Source organism: Stenotrophomonas rhizophila, from assembly GCF_020857975.1.
Lineage (GTDB): Bacteria > Pseudomonadota > Gammaproteobacteria > Xanthomonadales > Xanthomonadaceae > Stenotrophomonas > Stenotrophomonas rhizophila_C.
Genome location: NZ_JACWUO010000007.1, coordinates 1 through 17,237, shown reverse-complemented (window position 1 = coordinate 17,237; position 17,237 = coordinate 1). Strand labels below are relative to the sequence as shown.

18 protein-coding genes are annotated in these 17,237 nt (G+C 62.4%); 10 read left to right on the top strand and 8 right to left on the bottom strand.

The genetic code is table 11. From position 1 onward, the window contains the following. Positions 1-114: 114 nt before the first annotated feature. Both IC535_RS08620 and IC535_RS08615 read right to left on the bottom strand, forming a co-directional pair. Positions 115-1,149, bottom strand: coding sequence for a LysR family transcriptional regulator (locus tag IC535_RS08620; RefSeq protein WP_228885270.1), 1,035 nt, complete (start codon positions 1,147-1,149; stop codon positions 115-117). Further along, complete coding sequence (locus IC535_RS08615) at positions 1,146-1,421, bottom strand: sigma factor-like helix-turn-helix DNA-binding protein (RefSeq protein ID WP_228885269.1); 276 nt, start codon at positions 1,419-1,421, stop codon at positions 1,146-1,148. The genes IC535_RS08620 and IC535_RS08615 overlap by 4 nt, the downstream gene beginning before the upstream one ends. Positions 1,422-1,598: 177 nt before the next feature. Between IC535_RS08615 and IC535_RS08610 the strand changes: the two genes are divergently transcribed. After that, positions 1,599-2,018 (top strand): cupin domain-containing protein, encoded by a 420-nt coding sequence (locus IC535_RS08610; RefSeq protein WP_228885268.1) that lies wholly within the window; start codon positions 1,599-1,601, stop codon positions 2,016-2,018. A gap of 81 nt (positions 2,019-2,099) precedes the next feature. Next, positions 2,100-2,987 (top strand): RNA polymerase sigma-70 factor, encoded by an 888-nt coding sequence (locus tag IC535_RS08605; RefSeq protein ID WP_228885267.1) that lies wholly within the window; start codon positions 2,100-2,102, stop codon positions 2,985-2,987. Between the two features lie 74 nt (positions 2,988-3,061). Here the strand turns inward: IC535_RS08605 and IC535_RS08600 are convergent, their stop codons facing one another. Continuing rightward, the gene (locus IC535_RS08600) at positions 3,062-3,982 is read right to left on the bottom strand and encodes an MBL fold metallo-hydrolase (protein ID WP_228885266.1); all 921 of its coding nucleotides are present in this window, start codon (positions 3,980-3,982) and stop codon (positions 3,062-3,064) included. Positions 3,983-4,424: 442 nt separating this feature from the next. Continuing rightward, entirely contained in the window at positions 4,425-5,072 is a 648-nt protein-coding gene (locus IC535_RS08595; protein ID WP_228885265.1) for a TetR/AcrR family transcriptional regulator, read from the bottom strand. Between the two features lie 147 nt (positions 5,073-5,219). Between IC535_RS08595 and IC535_RS08590 the strand changes: the two genes are divergently transcribed. The 6 genes from IC535_RS08590 (at position 5,220) to IC535_RS08565 (ending at position 10,442) form a co-directional block, all read left to right on the top strand. Next, positions 5,220-6,278, top strand: coding sequence for an SDR family oxidoreductase (locus IC535_RS08590; protein ID WP_228885264.1), 1,059 nt, complete (start codon positions 5,220-5,222; stop codon positions 6,276-6,278). Positions 6,279-6,560: 282 nt separating this feature from the next. Then, positions 6,561-7,103 carry a cysteine hydrolase family protein gene (locus IC535_RS08585; RefSeq protein ID WP_228885263.1) on the top strand — a complete coding sequence of 181 codons (543 nt, stop codon included), beginning with the start codon at positions 6,561-6,563 and terminating at the stop codon, positions 7,101-7,103. A 91-nt stretch (positions 7,104-7,194) separates the two neighbouring features. After that, positions 7,195-7,362, top strand: coding sequence for a hypothetical protein (locus IC535_RS08580; RefSeq protein ID WP_228885262.1), 168 nt, complete (start codon positions 7,195-7,197; stop codon positions 7,360-7,362). Positions 7,363-7,422: 60 nt separating this feature from the next. Further along, on the top strand, positions 7,423-7,683 hold the full coding sequence (locus tag IC535_RS08575) for a hypothetical protein (protein ID WP_228885261.1): 261 nt from the start codon (positions 7,423-7,425) through the stop codon (positions 7,681-7,683). Between the two features lie 246 nt (positions 7,684-7,929). Continuing rightward, positions 7,930-8,664 carry an NAD-dependent epimerase/dehydratase family protein gene (locus IC535_RS08570; RefSeq protein ID WP_228885260.1) on the top strand — a complete coding sequence of 245 codons (735 nt, stop codon included), beginning with the start codon at positions 7,930-7,932 and terminating at the stop codon, positions 8,662-8,664. A 1,148-nt stretch (positions 8,665-9,812) separates the two neighbouring features. Next, positions 9,813-10,442 (top strand): hypothetical protein, encoded by a 630-nt coding sequence (locus IC535_RS08565; RefSeq protein ID WP_228885259.1) that lies wholly within the window; start codon positions 9,813-9,815, stop codon positions 10,440-10,442. Between the two features lie 312 nt (positions 10,443-10,754). Here IC535_RS08565 and IC535_RS08560 read toward each other — a convergent pair whose 3' ends face one another. From IC535_RS08560 to IC535_RS18840, 3 genes are all read right to left on the bottom strand, one after another. After that, positions 10,755-11,636: a hypothetical protein gene (locus IC535_RS08560; protein ID WP_228885258.1), complete on the bottom strand. Its 882-nt coding sequence runs from the start codon at positions 11,634-11,636 to the stop codon at positions 10,755-10,757. 863 nt (positions 11,637-12,499) lie between these two features. Next, positions 12,500-13,786 (bottom strand): hypothetical protein, encoded by a 1,287-nt coding sequence (locus IC535_RS08555; protein WP_228885257.1) that lies wholly within the window; start codon positions 13,784-13,786, stop codon positions 12,500-12,502. Positions 13,787-14,452: 666 nt separating this feature from the next. Further along, entirely contained in the window at positions 14,453-14,830 is a 378-nt protein-coding gene (locus IC535_RS18840) for a zinc ribbon domain-containing protein (protein WP_429000333.1), read from the bottom strand. A 295-nt stretch (positions 14,831-15,125) separates the two neighbouring features. Here IC535_RS18840 and IC535_RS08550 point away from each other — a divergent pair, with 295 nt between their 5' ends. After that, on the top strand, positions 15,126-16,301 hold the full coding sequence (locus IC535_RS08550; RefSeq protein ID WP_228885256.1) for an ImmA/IrrE family metallo-endopeptidase: 1,176 nt from the start codon (positions 15,126-15,128) through the stop codon (positions 16,299-16,301). Further along, a complete protein-coding gene (locus tag IC535_RS08545) occupies positions 16,298-16,768 on the top strand; it encodes a PIN domain-containing protein (RefSeq protein WP_228885255.1) in 471 nt (156 codons plus the stop codon). Before IC535_RS08550 ends, IC535_RS08545 begins: the two co-directional genes overlap by 4 nt. An 81-nt stretch (positions 16,769-16,849) precedes the next feature. Here IC535_RS08545 and IC535_RS08540 read toward each other — a convergent pair. After that, positions 16,850-17,237: hypothetical protein (locus tag IC535_RS08540; RefSeq protein WP_228885254.1), on the bottom strand; the 388-nt coding region annotated here is incomplete at its 5' end.

Sequence of the window (17,237 nt, the reverse complement as noted above, 5' to 3'; positions counted from 1 at the left end):
GCCAAAGGAATCGCACGGCAACGCCGTGACGCAGCAACAGCGTAGGCAGGCCGACGCCGCCGCAGTAGGTGCGCGCAGGGATGCGCACTGTTGCCTGCTGCGCACCACCGGCGGTCATGCCCATGCCGGTTGCACCGTTGCATCGCGGGCGACAGGCCGATGGCATGGCCCGCGGTGCGCGACCGCGTCCAGTTCAAGCGCGCGCACGCGCTGGGTGCTGAAATCGATGAACGCACGGATGCGCTTGGGCAGCTGGCGGCGGCTGAGGTAGCACAGGTAGTGGCCACGATCCTGCGGCGAATAAGAGTCCAGGCAGGTCAGCACGGTTCCCGCGCGCAACGCTTCGCGCACCTGGTAGCTGGGCAGCTGGGCGATACCCAGGCCGTCGATCACCGCCTGCAGTGCCAGCTCCGCATCGTTGAATACCAGCGCGGTGTCCGGTTGGGGATGCACCTCGCTGCCATCCACGCGGAACTCCCAACGTTGCAGGCGGCCCCCGGCCAGGCGGTGGCCGATGCAGGCATGGCCGGACAGTTCCTCGACCGTCGCCGGCAAGCCGTGCCGTTGCGCGTAGCCGGGCGAGGCGCAGACCAGCACCTGCATCGGCACCAGCTGCTTGGCGATCACCTGGCTGTCGTCCAGCACGCCATCGCGGAATGCGACATCGATGCGGCCGGCGGACAGGTCCGGCGCCTGCTCGTCCAGCAGCAGCTCCACCGAAACCTCGGGATACTCGCTGCGGAATGCCGCCAGCAGCGGTGCGATCACCCGGCGGCCGAAACCGTAGGAGGCGCCGATGCGCAGATGCCCCCGCGGCGGACCGTCGCGCAGCTCACGCATCTGCTCCAGGGCCTGCAGGATGCGGTCCACGCCAGGGCTGCATCCTTCCAGGAACATCCGGCCTTCACCGGTCAGCGAGGTGGAGCGCGTGGTGCGCAGGAACAGGCGCACCCCCAGCTGGTTTTCCAGCTTCTGCACGCTGCGGCTCACCGCCGAGCGGCCGATGCCCAGCCGGTCGCCGGCGCGCGCGAAGCTGCCTTCGGCGGCCACCGCGATAAAGGCCAGCACGCCGGCATAGCTGGTGGAGAACGATGCGTTGAGCGCATCGTGGCCATCGCCCACCCGGGGCAGCTGCAGATCGGGTTTCATGATGCTCCAGGCGCCAGGGCGTCGCCGTTGGCGCGCAGGCAGGTACGTGCCTGCTGCAGGCACTGCCGGCAGGCCGGCAGGTCCATGCCCAGCAGCGGCGCGATGTCGTCCAGCCCTGCCCCCAGCACATCGTGCAGCAACAGCACGGCGCGGACATCGGGGGGCAACTGGTCGAGCGCGGCCAGGAAGGCATGCCAGACCCGCTCACTGGCGGGCGGCAGGGCACAGCGGCGGTCGTGGGTGGGGTCCATGCCCGGCAGACGGACCAGCACCGGACGCTGTGACAGCCCAGTGGTGTTTTTTCTGCATCACCGTGCGTCCCTGCCCCCGCCTACCGCGGTGCCCTGCATGCACCTAGGCTGCGTTGGCTGTTTCCAACCCAGCCAGGCACCACGTCGGTGCCGCCTTCGCGGCCCGCTCGCGTTGCCGCGACCTCCAGGAGATCGTCCATGCCATCCCTTTATTCCCTGGCCTTGTCCGCCCTGCTGCCGATGGGCAGCGCCACCGCCGCGCCTGCGGCGGATCCGCCCGCCGCGCCCGAACCGATCGTGCATGCGGTGATGACCCAGCCGCTGCCCGACTACCCCGGCAAGGAGGCGTTGATCCTCACCGTGGAGTACCCGCCCGGCGGCGCCGACCCGGTGCACCGCCACGACGCGCATGGCTTTGTGTATGTACTTGAAGGCCGCATCGTGATGGGCGTGGCCGGCGGCGATGAGGTCACCCTGGGCCCGGGCCAGGCCTTCCACGAAGGCCCGCAGGACCTGCATACCGTCGGCCGCAACGCCAGCCGCACCGAACCGGCGAAGTTCGTGGTGTTCCTGCTCAAGGACATCGGCACGCCCGCGGTACTGCCGGCCAACCGCTGAGCCCGGCTGCGCCGCCGCCAGGGCGGCGCAGGATCCCGGCCGCGGTGTCACAATCCGGGCCTGTGTCCCGTCTGCCCTGGTATGGACGACCCCACCGAACTGTTCACCCGCCTGCGCCCACGCCTGTTCGGCGTGGCCTACCGCATGCTCGGCGCGGCTGCCGAGGCCGAAGACGTGGTCCAGGATGTCTGGCTGCGCTGGCACGGTGCCGACCAGCAGGACATCGACAGCCCCGAGGCGTGGCTGGTGGCCGCCACCACCCGCCGCGCGATCGACGTCCTGCGCCTGGCCCGGCGCACGCGCGAACAGTATGTCGGCATGTGGCTGCCCGAACCGCTGCTCACCGACCCCGGCACCAGCCCCGAGGACGTGCTTGAAACCGCCAACGACCTGTCGGTGGCCTTCCTCAACGTCCTGGAGCGGCTGGCCCCGGACGCGCGCGCCGCCTTCCTGCTGCACGATGTGTTCGAGCAGGAGTACGAAGTGGTCGCACGCACGCTGGGCAAGACCGAAGCGGCGTGCCGGCAGATCGTGCATCGTGCACGCGCGCAGCTTCGCCAGGCGCGGCCGCGCTACAACATCCCCCAGGACGTCCACCAGCGGCTGTTGCGCCGATTCACCGACGCGGTCTCCAGTGGCGACCTCCAGACCATGAAGGCCTTGATGGCCGAGTCGGCGGTGCTTATCGGCGACGGCGGCGGCATCGTCACCGCCTTCCCCCAGCCGTTGCGGGGCGGTGCCCGCATCGCCCAGTTGCTTTACGCCCCGCACCTGCGCCGCAAGGACCAGTTGCAGATCGTACCGGCGATGCTCAATGGCCGGCTCGGCCTGTTGCGCTACTTCGACGGCGTGCTGGAGGCGGCGATGGCCATGGATACCGATGGCGACCGCATCGTGGAGATCCTGGTGCAGCGCAACCCGCACAAACTGCAACGCCTGGCCGAACAGCGGTTGACCCGAATCCAGTAGCAACCGCACCGGCAGCACGCAGCGCGCAATGCTGCGCGTTGCGTGCTGCCGACACGGGTCCGGCAGGGCTGCGATCAGAAATCCCAGAACACCGGCACCCAACGAAACGCATCGCCTTCCACCGACACCCGGCCTACCGACGGGAACGGCAGGTGGGTGGCCACCAGCAGCTCGCCGGTGCCGGCCAGCGCCTGCAGCAGCGCGATGCGCACGCGTGCCGAGGCGTCCGGGTCGTGTTCAAAGCCGTTGTGCCAGTTCGGCTGGTCGAAACCGACGGCGAACACCGCGTCACCGGCGAAGGTGAGCGCCTGCCCGCCGGAAGCCAGCCGCACCACGCTGTGGCCCGGGGTGTGGCCACCGGTACGCCGCACCACCACGCCTGGCGCCACCTCGTGCTCGTCTTCGAAGGTGCGTACATAGCTGCTGTACTCGGCCCAGAAATGCGTGGCGGTGGCGCGCAGCGCGTCCGGGAATCCCGGCGGCATGTTGGTGCGGGTGAAGTCCGGCGATTTCCAGAACGCCACTTCGGCCGCGGCGATGTGGATCTGCAGATCCGGCCGCAGCTGCGCCTTCACCCCGTCCACCAGCAGGCCACCGATGTGGTCCATGTGCATGTGGGTGATCACCACGTCGGTGATCTCGGCCAGGTCGATGCCCGACGCCCCCAGGCGGCGGATCAGCTGGCCGGCACGCGGCAGCTGCAGGTCCGGGTCCATGCCCAGGCCGGCATCGATCAGGATGGCGCGGTCGCCGCTGCGTACCACCATCACGTTCAACGCCCAGTCGAACGCATCCTGCGGCAGGTACATCTGCTCGAACCAGGGCGCGCGTTCGGATTGCGGCACATTGTGGCCAAGCATCTGGGTGGGCAGCGGCAGTACGCCATCGCTGACCACCAGCACATCGATATCGCCGACCTTCAGCGCATAGCGCGAGGGCACCAGTTCGTCGCGCGCCGGCGCGACGGGGGTCACAGGGTTTTCCAGGCTGAACATGGGGGATCTCCACAGGGGTTGGCTGGCAGGCAGTGATGCCGGGCTGGCGCTGTGCGGACGGGCCGCACAGTACTGCCGTCCGCCGTCGCATGAGGCCGCGCACCTCGCTGCCCGGGCAGAAGCGCCAGGCAGCACCGTGCGGTGACTCGCTTGAGGGCGGTGCCCAATGCCCGGGGGCACTGGACGCAGAGCACGGCAGGGCGCCGTGTGGAACCAGCGTAGGAGACGCGCGAGGAAGGCAGTAGAGCCGTGGCTGGACGCATGGTGTTGCCTGCCGTGCAGCAATGGCCGGCAGGCCGGATGCGCAAGTGGCCTAAGCCTGCCCGCCCCAGCCGCCGCAATGCCGATGGGATCAGCCGAGCGTCACCATCGTGCGTTTGTCATGGACGCTGGCGTCGGCGGCAGAACCGTCACCCCGGGGCCAGGTCGCCGATGAAATCGGCTAGCGATCGGCGCGGCCAGCGCCGCCCGGTGCATCGGCCGCGCTGGCGATCAAACCGCGCAGCAGCACCATGATCAGCCGCCCGGAGGTCTCGGTGCGAGTTGCCACCGCCTGCAGGGCCAGACCATGGGACAGGGCCATGAAGCCGGCCGCCAGTTCCTCCGGGCTGGCCGGCGGGACGTGCCCAAGCGCGTCGAACAACTGCCCGATGAACTCGCCCAGGGCCGCACGGTGCGCGTCCCACACCTTCTGGTATTCCACCGCGAAGGCCTGGCTGCGGTGGGCGTGCAGCTGCAGTTCGATCGAAAGCGTGCACCAGTCGGCATCCTGGTTGAGCGTCCGGGCCCAGCGGTCCAGCTGCGCGAGCATCTGCTCGGGCGTCTGCGGCGCGGCCATCAAGGCAGTCAACTGGGCCTCCTGGGCGCCCATGTGTTGCCGCAGCAGCTCCAGCAGCAGCGCTTCCTTGCTGGCGAAGTTCGAATAGAACGCCCCCTGCGAATAGCCGGCCTGCGCGGCGATGTCGCGCAGGGACGCGCCGCCATAGCCATTGGCCACCACCAGCTGCCTGCCTGCGTCGAGCAGGCGCTCACGGGTCTGGGCGCGGCTTTCCTCGCGGGTCAGGCGCTTTCGGTCGGGGGGGCGGGTCATGGTCCAAAAATATCACATGAACTTTGGATATCGACGCTCCCACGGCGCGGGGCCACTGCCCAACGCAATTCGCATATCAATTGATATTTGGTTGTTCGCCCGCTACAGTTCGTCAACATCTCAGATGACATATGGAATTCAATCGACATGCAAACCCAGCCCACCCTCACCCGCGCCTTCGTCACCGGCTCCACCGGGCTGCTGGGCAACAACCTGGTCCGCGCACTGGTTGCCCGTGGCATCAGCGTGGTCGTCCTGGTCCGCACCGCCGCCAAGGGGCAGGCGCAGTTTGCGGCGATGCAGGGCGTGGAGCTGGTGGAGGGCGACATGGCCGACGTCAGCCGGTTCGCAGCCTCGCTGGCCGGCTGCGATGTTGTCTTCCATACCGCCGCCTTCTTCCGCGACAGCTTCAAGGGCGGCAGCCACTGGGATGAACTGCAGCGCATCAATGTGGATGGCACCCGCCGGCTGCTGGAGGCGTCCTACCAAGCCGGTATCCGCCGTTTCGTGCAGACCTCCTCGATCGCCGTGCTGAACGGCGCTGCGGGCATCGCCATGGATGAAACCAGCCTGCGCCGGCTGGAGGACGCGCACGACGATTACTACCGCAGCAAGATCCTGGCCGACCAGGTCGTCACCGACTTCCTGGACACGCACCCGGACATGCAGGCCAGCTTCGTGCTGCCCGGCTGGATGTGGGGCCCGGCCGATATCGGCCCCACCTCCTCGGGCCAGCTGGTCAACGACGTGGTCTCGGGGAAGCTGCCCGGCCTGCCGCCGGGCACGTTCTCCATCGTGGATGCGCGCGACGTGGCGCAGGCACATATCGCCGCCGCCGAGCACGGGCGACGCGGCGAGCGTTACCTGGCCGCGGGGCGGCACATGACCATGCAGACGCTGGTGCCGTTGCTGGGCCGCATCGCCGGCGTCAAAACGCCCACCCGCCAGCTGCCCTATCCGCTGCTGTACGTCATGGCCACGCTGCAGGAACTGTTTGCACGCTTCACTGGCAAGCCCATCCTGCTGAGCCTGGCCACGGTGAAACTGATGCGCAGGGAAGACGGCCGCAGCCATTTCAACCACGCCAAAAGCGCGCGGGAACTGGCGCTGGCGTTCCGCCCGATCGAACAGACCATCGCCGACACGGTGGCCTGGTACCGGAGCAACGGCTGGTTGCCGCGCGTGGACGCAGCGACCCGCGTGTAGCCGTTCTTCACGGCAGTGCGCGTGGCCATCACGAACCTGCGCGTAGCGTCGGCAGTCCATTGTCCCGGTGGCCGACAAAGCCGCCCCTGCGTGCCGCGGCCTCCAGGAACACGGCTGCTGCCGCCATGTCACCGGGTCGCCCACGCAGCAGGTGGCCACGCAGTCGATGGCAGACGGTGACGCAACCCGGCCCAACCGCACGATGACGCCGGGTTGCCGGGGCAAGCGGAGGAGAAACAGCTGGCACCGCCAGCGCGACAACGGAGACCTGCCGGAGCCTTCATGAAACAACCCGCCCTGCTGATCGTAGACATGTTCACCCTGTTCGACTTCCCGCACGCCGAACAGCTCAAGCCCAGCGCAGTGCGGGCCGCGCGCGGGATCGCGCGGCTGTGCAGGCACTTCCGTGCCCATGGCCACCCGGTCATCCACGCCAACGACAACTTCGCCAACTGGCAGATGGATTTCAAGGAACTGGTCCGCGTCTGCCTGGGCACCGAAGGCGCATCGTCGGTGATCGCCGGCATGCTGCAGCCCGAGACGGGCGACTACTTCATCCTCAAACCCAAACACTCGGCGTTCCTGGCCACGCCGCTGGTGGTACTGCTTGCCAAGCTGGGGGTGGACGAGCTGGTGGTGACCGGCATGACCGCCGAGTCCTGCGTGGCGGCCACCTGCTTTGACAGCAATGCGCGCGAATACCGCACCGTGGTGATCCGCGAGGCGGTCGCCGGCATCGGTTCCGGTAAAGCCACCGCGCTGCGCCTGCTGGAGGCATCCAAGGCGGCCAAGGTACTGCGGCTGGACAGCTACCTGGCGCGATGACCCGGCGACGACACGCCGCGGACGCTGCGCTCACCTGTGTGCGCTCAAGCTTCATCCACCTGCCATACGGTCCGCCGCCGGAAGATACCCCATGAACAACACGCCATCCTCCAATCCGCTGGAAGGCAAGGACGACCAGCAAAAGGCGCACACGCCGGACAAGCTCCGCAACGACAAGGCGACCTGGAAAGACAAGGACATGCCCGAGGCCGAGCACACCGCCGAACCCGACGACTACGAGGCACCACCGAAGCCTTGACCCGCACCTGTCGCCGGTGCGCGGTCACCCCCGCGCCCGCAACCGCCGGAGAAGGACAACATGCCCGACACAGGCCGTTTCTATCTGTTGGACGTGGAAGCTGTGACCGACAGCGACGATCACATTCTGGAACTGCTGCGCGTCTATTGCCGTTGCCTGCGCTGCCATCGCGCGTTTACCGCCATACCGGCCGCCGGCCTCACCCTGATCCCGGGCGGTGCAGCGCTGGATTGCCCCGACTGCGGCGAGCACCAGGCCATCAGCCTGGTTCGCTTCGAGGATTTTCGACGGCGGCATGGGCAACTGCCGCCGGGGGCGTAGGCCGCCTGCGTCCGTAGAGGGCCGCACCCAATCAGGTAAGCAGCGGAACGCGGTTCACCCGCGCCGCCTTGATGGTGGGTTCAAGACGCTCGCATATGCCCTTACATGCCTTGGGCGTATCGCCCAACAAGCCCTGCCAGACACCCAACGTTGGGCTGCCTGCGGCTGGACCTTGCTGCCTGGCGTTAACCTGGCCGATGGCAGAATCAATGCCCGAGTTCTTCCCAGCCGATCCAGACACCTTCAATGACAGATCCCTCCAAGAAGACCGTCCTCCTGACCGGCGCTGCCGGTCGAATCGGCACAGCGTTTCGCCAGCTTTCGGCAGACCGCTTCACGTTGCGACTTGCCGATCTTGATATCTCCAGCCTTGGTGGCGACGGCGATGTGCTCGAGCTCGACATCGCTGACCTGGATGCATGCCGAAAGGCCTGCGAGGGTGTCGACACGGTACTCCACCTTGCCGCAGATCCAGGGCCGGTATCCGATTTCTATGGATCCCTGCTCGATGCCAACATCAAGGGCGCGTTCAACATCTTCCGCGCCGCTGCCGATGCAGGATGCCGTCGGGTGGTCTTTGCGAGCAGTGCGCAGACCATTGAAGGCTATCCCGAGGACCGCCAGGTCTCAGTCGACGATCCGGTCAGGCCGAAAAACATCTATGGCGTGACCAAGTGCTTTGGCGAAGCCCTTGGCTCCTATTTCGCCAGCCAGGAAGGGCTGTCGGTCATTGCAGTGAGGATTGCGAACTTCGCCAGCTTTACGCGCGGCGAAAGCCACTCGGCCCGGGACGTCAGCGCATTCCTCAGCCATCGCGATGCGGTGCAGCTCCTCGTTCGAGCCGTCGAAGCGGAGCACGTGGACTTTGCCATCGTCAATGGCATTTCCAATAACCGCTACAAGCGGTTGAACCTCGAGGAAAGCCAGCGGGTACTTGGCTATGCGCCTCAAGACGATGCCTTCGAGATCCTGGGACTGTAGTGGACCCAGGTAGCAAGCCACGCTAATAATCTTAGGTTCTGAGAACCGGCGTGATCAATGGCGCCAGCTCCCCCATCTTCACAGGAGTGAAAATTATGGCGGTGGATGGTCCTTCAGGCGTCTCCGGCAATGCCGGCAACGCAAACCGAACTGGCGCAACCGGCGCCACTGGTGCGTCGCAGATGGCGAACGACTCGGTCGAATCCAGACTGAACGATGCTGAGACCGCAACCCGGTCTCGACTCGACAGTCCGGAACGTCCCGCGGTGAGTGGAGTCCGATGCCGATGCTGACATGCACGCCGCTGTCGGTGTTCTCCTGGAACTATTTGGTGTCGGGGCTAACCAGTGGAAACGCACAACTGACACTCGAACTGTTTTCCGACCAGGGCGCCATCGCATGGGAGGGCAACACGTATAACGTCCGAAAGGATGGATGGATCAACGCACGGTGGACGCTTGAGTGCAACGGGACCACAGTCGCCTCCGCGAAAAAACGCGGCGTTTGGGGGCGCTCGTTCGATATTGTCTGCGACGAAGCTAGGTTCCTGCTGAAGCCACAGACCTTCCTAACCAGGGACTACCACATATTCATGGGGGACACGGTAGTGGGCGCTATCGAGCCAGAGCATCCACTCACTCGCAAGGCAGAGGTGAGATGCGAGAGTACAGTTGTGGAAATTGCCCAGCTATTCTCTTTTTGGCTCGTTGCAATGGTTTGGCGAAGTACAACGGATACATCCCCAACATAAGACGTTCAATTGGTGGCCCATCATCAACAACATTACCAATGCATCTCTTAATTGAACTTTTCAATATATAGATCGTTCACATACCGCCAAGTTTACCGTCAACAGTGTCCTGCTCAGAGGGGCTTATGACAGTAGGTGCGAGTGGCGGCACTCAGGTTTGCCTAGGTCAAAGACGCAAAGAGTGAGAACGTTGCGCTTAGCGCCCATACGAGCAAGCCGCCGACGACAATGAGAGACGCGAGCAACACGCAGCCAAGAATGAGGATGATCATGGCGACATCAAGCCTCTATCGGTGACATGGAATGGCTTTGCAAGCCCGGCTTCGTATGCCGCTCCAGCACCAGCGGTAGGCCGTTCGACGTGGTAAAGCTATCGCAACGCCCGTCCGGATATCACATGAAGATTTCTAACCACCTGATAGGTGCCCTCAGGACCCCTTCCGCGAACCTAGCGAAAGACGTGATCTCAGCAGTATGGGAAGCTGCGCTAGACAAACACGTTCTGGGCAAGGTGCCTGTGGTGTCCGTCGTGCTGGCCGTGAGGGACGGAGCAGCGGCGATCAGTGACCGCTTGTTAGCCGCGAAGGTCGCCCGATTCTTAAGCGGAGTCGACGACCTGCCGGCCAGCGAACGCGCTCGTACCGTCGACGAGCTCGCGGGGACAGAAACGAAGCGGGAGCGGTTAGGAGAATTGCTGCTAGACAAGCTTGATCGGGCGGACCCACTCCACAAGCCACAGATGCTTGCAAAGCTGTTCGTGGCGGTTGGAAGGCGGCAAATCGCGGCTTCAGACTTTGATCGGCTCTCAGACATGGTAATCAACGTCTTCCTGGGCGATCTACGGGACCTTGCGTACAGGGGGGACATTGAGGACGTCGCTGAAAGTCGACGATTTGCCCTTCAAGCTTCCGGCTTCCTAGCGTGGGAGGTGGACGATGTGTATGCCGGTGGCGGGGCAACACTGAAGTGGTCCATCACAACAGATGGCAACACCATCCTCACTCACTGCCCGCCAGGCGAGGGTTAGGCCGCCGGAAGCCCGCACGCCAGTGAGCCGTCCACAGAGCCTGCTCCGCCCTTGGCGCGCGCACCCGTCTCCCCGCCACGCCTGCTCACTTCGCAGGGTGCTTTTTCTGCACTACCTGCATACAGGGCAAGAATAGGCCCTACAAGCCTATCGATGGCACTGGAAGGGCACTCCGCCCCTGCAGATCCCTGCACCGAAGTGGCCGGTGAGTAGCCCAATGAGCGACCAAATGGAGAACGGAATTGCAGTCGTAAGCTTCCCCGTCAAGCAGACATTTCAAAAGCAGAGTTTCTGGCGTGAGCGGTATGGTGCTCAACGCTGTTCAGCCCGCTGCGGCACCAGATGGCCGAAGAAGTAGCGCCGGCCCACTTCAAAGGACATGGCTGATGCCATGTACCGGCCCAGTACGGCTGATGCCTGCCTCGGTTGAAATACGCCCTTCTCTCCATAGAACCCGCTGCAATCGACCCCGGAGTACACCTCGAACTTGCGTCTCCAGATGAGGAAATTGCCCCAGTCGATCCACTCGTCGCCGTTCTTTGGCACCAGTGCTTTCTGCATGAGCCAGATCTGTCGATTCATGTCGACGAGGGCTCCACTCGAAATCGATGCCTCGTCGCTGCCACAGACGGCCGTCAACTCGGCTACCCGCGCATCGACCGCCTTGATGTACGCAACGTCACTTAGCCCGCTGGCGAAGAACCGAGGCTCGCCATCAATGGGGTCCAGAAGGTTGACTATGTTTGTCTCTACCGATTCCCGATCGGCTCTACGACCCAGCGCACGCCATGCTTCAAGCATGAAGGGAATCAGCCAAAGCGCACCGGACCATTGGGCGGCAAGACTCGCCTCGATGCGTAGATAGCTCGGCCCTTCGATCATGAGTTCGGCAAGGAACTCCAGGTCGCCATGGACTCCGGCATCCGCGGTCAGACCCAGGCATGCCGATACCAGCGTCGGATCGTTGTGCTTGTCCAGTATCCAGCCTCTCAGCCTGGAGACGTGGCTGAAGTCGCCGCGCTTTGCGCGTTCCAGGACCCATGCCAACGCACTCCAGGGATCCGTCCCCACATCGTCAGGCGGCATGATCAGTGTCGGCGCGGCGTCCGCGTAGTGATATCCACGCCCCTTCCAATAGAAGCAACCTCGAAGGTAGCTGGGCCTTTGGGTGTGCTTGTAAGTAAAGTTCTTCATGTCGTAGACCGGATGATAGACGCACTCGCGATGGCCCTGATAGACAGGTTACCTGACGGGTCGGTATCGCCGCGATCTTCCCCATCCCGAGTAGCTCCAGGGTTGGAGCAGAGACAAGCCACGCGTAATGACCCTTCGCCGAATCAATCACATTCAACAGGTGCCCTTCTTCAAGTGGCTCCCACGCATACGGGTCAAACTCAAGCACGTCTGGTGGTTCTTCCCCGTCCGTTTCCCACACCTGGACGGGGATCCTCTGTTCTCCGAATGCACTGAGAATTCCGCGAATCTCGCCATCGCGCTGCACGTGGTCGTTGCCATACAGCGAACACAGGGCAAGGCGTCCTGATCGGCGCCGTGGCGACGGCGCAACCGATGGAGATGTAGGTCGCGCAGACGTAGAAGGTCCGTAGCCCGTTCTCTTGCAGAGAACTTCAGCCGCTATAGAACAAGATGTTCAATGTGGTGGGCACACCATCAATCACAGCTCCATCGCATTGATATGCATGGATACATGCGAATTTCGCAATGAAAGTTACCGTAAAAGTTACCGCCAAAAGGTCGCCGTTAGATCATTGCTGAGCAGTGGCGCCAGACCGACGCGTCCGCGACCGACTGACGTCTCACGGCAAGCTAATCAACGCCAACCATGTGTGACCTCAGGAGTGTGACGGCACCGCTGCGCTAATGATCACGTGCGTCAGGAGCTTTCTGACTTTCCATTCCTTAGGGGACGGCGAGCCTCACCAATGGGGCATTCCCCCTATGGGAGATGCCGGTCTGACTGGCCATTGCCCCCTCATGGAGAGGGGGCAGTCGAAAGATTGACCGCAGGAAAGCGGAAACTATCTAGCCGTAGGCGATCAGAAAGTAACCTTCCAGACGCCACCTCCCTTGCAGCGACTACAGTGTAAAAACGACCTCCAATCCTTGCGGAGTTCAAGCCTCTCCACACCCTTCCAAGCCTTGTCTGCGGCGTGCGCGCTTTCCCAGCTATTGTGTCCACAATCACCTCGGCGGCGCATGATGTCGAAGTTCGGGGTAGAACTCACTTTTTTGTAGAAGACAGCTTGTCCAGCCTGGATATCCCCTTGCCCACCCTCTTCATCCTCAACCGCGTGTTCTTCCGAATCAGCCGAAGTCGCATCATTTGCTGCGGGGGTTTGGCCCGCGTATCCCAGCTGAACCTCCGCGTTTTCTGCCCTAGTTTTCTCAACGGACAACTCGGTTTCTAGATCAGTGATTCTCCGATTTGCCTTGTCGAGGTCGTCTGCAAGGCTATTGGCAATTTCGTATACGCCGTCGATCATGCTTGCATTGCCCTGCAGCTCTGCCAGCCTCTTCCGAGTTTGCGCCCTGAAAACAGACCCAATCTCTGCAGGCTCTGTGATCGACAGGGCGGATGCGGCCATGACGCGTTGCCGTAACTGCTCGCGAAAGCGATCCTCCGCGTTCGTGTTGGCGGGTGCGTCAAGCATCCTCTCTAAAGTCCACACCGTGCTCACGAGCTGATCGAGCGAGGTGCCAATGTTCGGCCAATAGATACGCACTGCGCCATCGAAGCAAGCAGCCCTCCTGCCTAGGCGACTTGATATCTCCCAAGCTGCATCTGAGTCAACGGTTGACACATAACCAAGTCCAACCAAGTCAGATGCCAGCTTCTTATCTAGCCCATCCCACACAAATTCGTCATCATCTTCGGATACAAGGATTAGTGGGAATTTTCGCTGGCCGGAGAGGATGATCTTGCAAACCTCCGCCCCACCCTCCGGACCTGTAAATGTGCGCGGCCTTCCCGACGGGATCTGAGCACCGTCAATCTCCCAGTCCCTATGCAGTCGAATCATTTCGCGAAGAACGGCAGGGCAGCGAGCACTGGTTGATCTTGGCGCGATCTTCGTTCCAAGGTTGGATGCTGATACCGAAGCAAATACAGCAACGCGCTCATCGGTGGCAACAACACATACACGGGTAACGAACTCCTGCGCTTCGTTCGCCCTCTCCCTCAAAATTAGCTCTTCAGCATACTGATAGTCGACCTCTACGATCTCGCGGGTGAACGTACCACCGCCACCTGGAGTTTCAGACGCGAATGACCCAGAACGCTCCGCCACGTCCAGCACTCCTTTCGACGTGAGCCACCCGGTCATGCTTTCGTGCACGGAACGGATTCGTTCCGCGCGCATCTGCGCACTAAGTCCTTTTCTCTCTAGCAGATAGGCTGACACAGTTTGCATTTCTTCCCCCTGTTGGATATGTAACCGCCAGTTTTACCCAACGCCCCCACCCCTGCAATGGTGCCCCTCCCGGGCCCCATCTCGTGAGCCTAGGCCTCGCGGAATGGTCAATGTAGAAAGGGGGCACCAGCGGGATCCCGGGCGCGCACTTGCCCCCTTCCACGCCTGCGCGCTTCATGGGGGGCTTTTTCCGCACCCACTGCATTTGGGCAAGAAGCAGACGCACCAACGCTGACACCGGCAAGGCCGAAGAGACAGCTGCGGTGATTCAGGCAGCAGAAGCGTCGTGCCAAGAGAAGCGGGACGACCTGCTCGCCGAGATCATTGCGGACATCATCGTAAGAGGATCGCCTGGAGAGGCTGAGGATCAGGGTAAGCGAATCCTGAGCCATTTGGAGTCAGAGTGAAGGCCCCATGTTGTCCTGGCAATTCTTGACGCACGCTGACTTCAGTGCCGCTCAAGGAACCGCGGCCTGACGCCTCCACTACCGCCGCTCGTTAGGCGCAAATCAATGAAGGCAAGACCGAAAAAGAAGAGCCCGACAGGAACTACGACGGGAGACTCAGGCAAACCAGCGGTTACGGCTCGACGCCGTGTTTCGTGCGGAAGTCCTTTTCCATCAACTCGCACGCACTGGCAATGAACCTCTGCGTACCCGGGTCAAGAGACTTTCGCTCGTACTCCTCCCAGCATAAGGCGATGGCATCGCGCTCTCTGCCCTTCTCCTTCGCTTGGGGCGATGAGCCGATCATAATCAAGATAACAATCACGACCGCGAACCCGACGCCGCCTATCAGTACAAACGTACCGCACCCGCCCCCCTTCTTCGCAGCTGCTATCGGCGCGGCAGATTGTGGGTCGACTGGGCCTGGCGTCTGCACCGCTCCGCACGACGGACATGCCTGGGCAGTAGTGCTAATGGTATGCCCGCACTCCGGGCAGGTTATGAGAGCCATCCTTGATTCCCCCTGATTAGAGTTGGGATTGTAGCTCCAATAGTGAACATGAACCCCGAGGGACATCTCAGCCCGCGCGCCCAGCCGCTTCCGGATGTGGCTAAGCTAGCGCGCGTCGACACCCGACGCTGGCCGCATCCGCTTCCCGCCCTCCGCCTTCCCCGCCTTGGACGCCCTCGCTACTCAATCCAGCCAGCCGATGCGACCCCAACCTGGCTGAGCCCAGGTCGGTCGCACCCCTTGGGACTGGGCAACGGCACCCTGCAGGGCGATACTGGCCCCATGGAGCATCGAAATGACTAGGGAGACGGTAGCCGGCGTTCAGCCGGCAGTGATGCGCTGGGCACGCGAGTCCATCGGCATGACGGTGGCCGATGTTGCTGTGCGCCTGAAACGACAGGCCATTGAGATCGAGTCCTGGGAGCGGGGCGACACCTCTCCGACCTATGCTCAACTGGAAGCGCTGGCTTACGACCTCTACAAGCGCCCCCTTGCGGTTTTCTTTCTTCCAACTCCTCCCAAGGAAGCGTCTCCCAGACAAGAATTCCGGACCCTTCCCGAAGGAGATCTTGCCACGCTGGATAGGGACACCTACCTCCATCTACGCAAGGCGCGCGCCTACCAACTGGGTTTGGCGGAGCTTTACGAAGGTACCAATCCGGCAAATTCCAAGATTTGGAATGAGGTGAAGCTGAGTATCGGCGACGACCTCGCCGCGAAAGCTCGTCAGATCAGAGCCACCCTTGGCATTGATACCGAGATCCAAGCATCTTGGGCGCGGGACGAGGACGCGCTAAAAGCATGGCGCGAAGCAATTGAGAAGCGCGGGATCTTCGTTTTCAAGGACAGCTTCAAACAGACCAGCATTTCAGGGTTCTGTTTGCGCGATGATGAATTTCCTTTGATCTACATCAACAACAGCACCACCAAGACTCGCCAGATCTTTTCATTGCTACATGAGCTCGCACACGCACTATTCGCCATCAACGGCATATCGAAGTTCGACATCTCTTACATCCACGACCTTCCCAAGCGGGAGCAGGCTATCGAGGCGTTTTGCAATGCGGTGGCCGCCGAGGTATTGATTCCGTCTGCAGTTTTCGACCACCGCGCCCAAAGCGCACCCCATTCCGTTGATAGCCTACCCGACTCCTTCTTTTCAGGTCTTGCGCGCGCATTTGGAGTGAGTCGAGAAGCGATCCTCCGGCGCTTCCTCGATCGAGGCCGAGCAACCAAGATCTTTTATGAGGCCAAAGCGCTTGAGTGGACCCAGCAGAAGAAGGAAAGCGCTGGCGGCGGCAGTTGGTACGCATCCAAGGGGGCGTACCTGAGCGATAGGCTACTGAGAGAGGTTTTCTCGCGGCATCTGCGAGGCCAACTCAGCCAAGAGAAGGCGGCAGATTTCCTGGGCGTGAAGCCGTCCCAAGTGCCAGGTCTCGAGGAGCTTGTTTTGCGAAGGAAAGCGCAATGATCTATGTCTTCGACACCGCCTCTTTTAGCAAGCTAAAGCACTACTATCCCGGCGTATTCGCGACGCTGTGGGCCGGCTTGGACAGCATGGTGAAGGCCGGAACCTTGCTTTCAACTAAAGAAGTGAAGCGAGAGCTACAGAATGGCGAACCCGATCAGCATGTAGATGCATGGGTCAGCGCCAATGGCCATATTTTCACCACACCTACAGCGCAAGAGCTTCAGATCGTTTCGTCAATTCTGGCCATCAGCCACTTCCAGAGCCTTATTGGAGAGAAGCAACGACTGAAAGGAACTCCTGTTGCCGATCCGTTTGTGATCGCTGCGGCGAAGGCCCGCGCAGGCACGGTTGTGACGGAAGAACTGTTTAAAATGAATTCGGCAAAGATGCCGAACATTTGTGAGTATTTCAACGTTCCATGCACCAATCTTGAAGGCTTCATGGCGCTACAAGGATGGACGTTCTAGAAGGCAGGGAAAGCCAGCGACCCCGACGACCAATGGTGGGCTACAGGGGTCGAACGTGAGATCGGCCCCGTAGCCCAACTGTTACCCAATCTGTGAATCCAGCAGTGAAACGGCCGCCGCCAGCACACCTCGATAGGTATCGTCTGAAGTCACCATAGGATCGGCCATCAACTTCAGCCGACCTCGAAATGCCTTTAGGTTCGCACCCTGTTCTTGCTCTGGAACGACCGCGAACTGTGACTGTGCAGCGGCCACGACGCGAAAGAGCTCATCCGTTATTTCCTGACCCATCTGAGCCTTAGCAGCAACCTGCTGCACCGCACTAAGGTGAAGTGAAACCAATCCTTGATCGACTGCCACTGCATCCTCCTCGTCGCGGCCCCGGCGCGGGGCCGACGTCCCCCCGAGATTGAGTAGCGAAGCGGTTTGGAGTCCAATCCTCAATGACAAGGAGATTGGACGTGAAGAA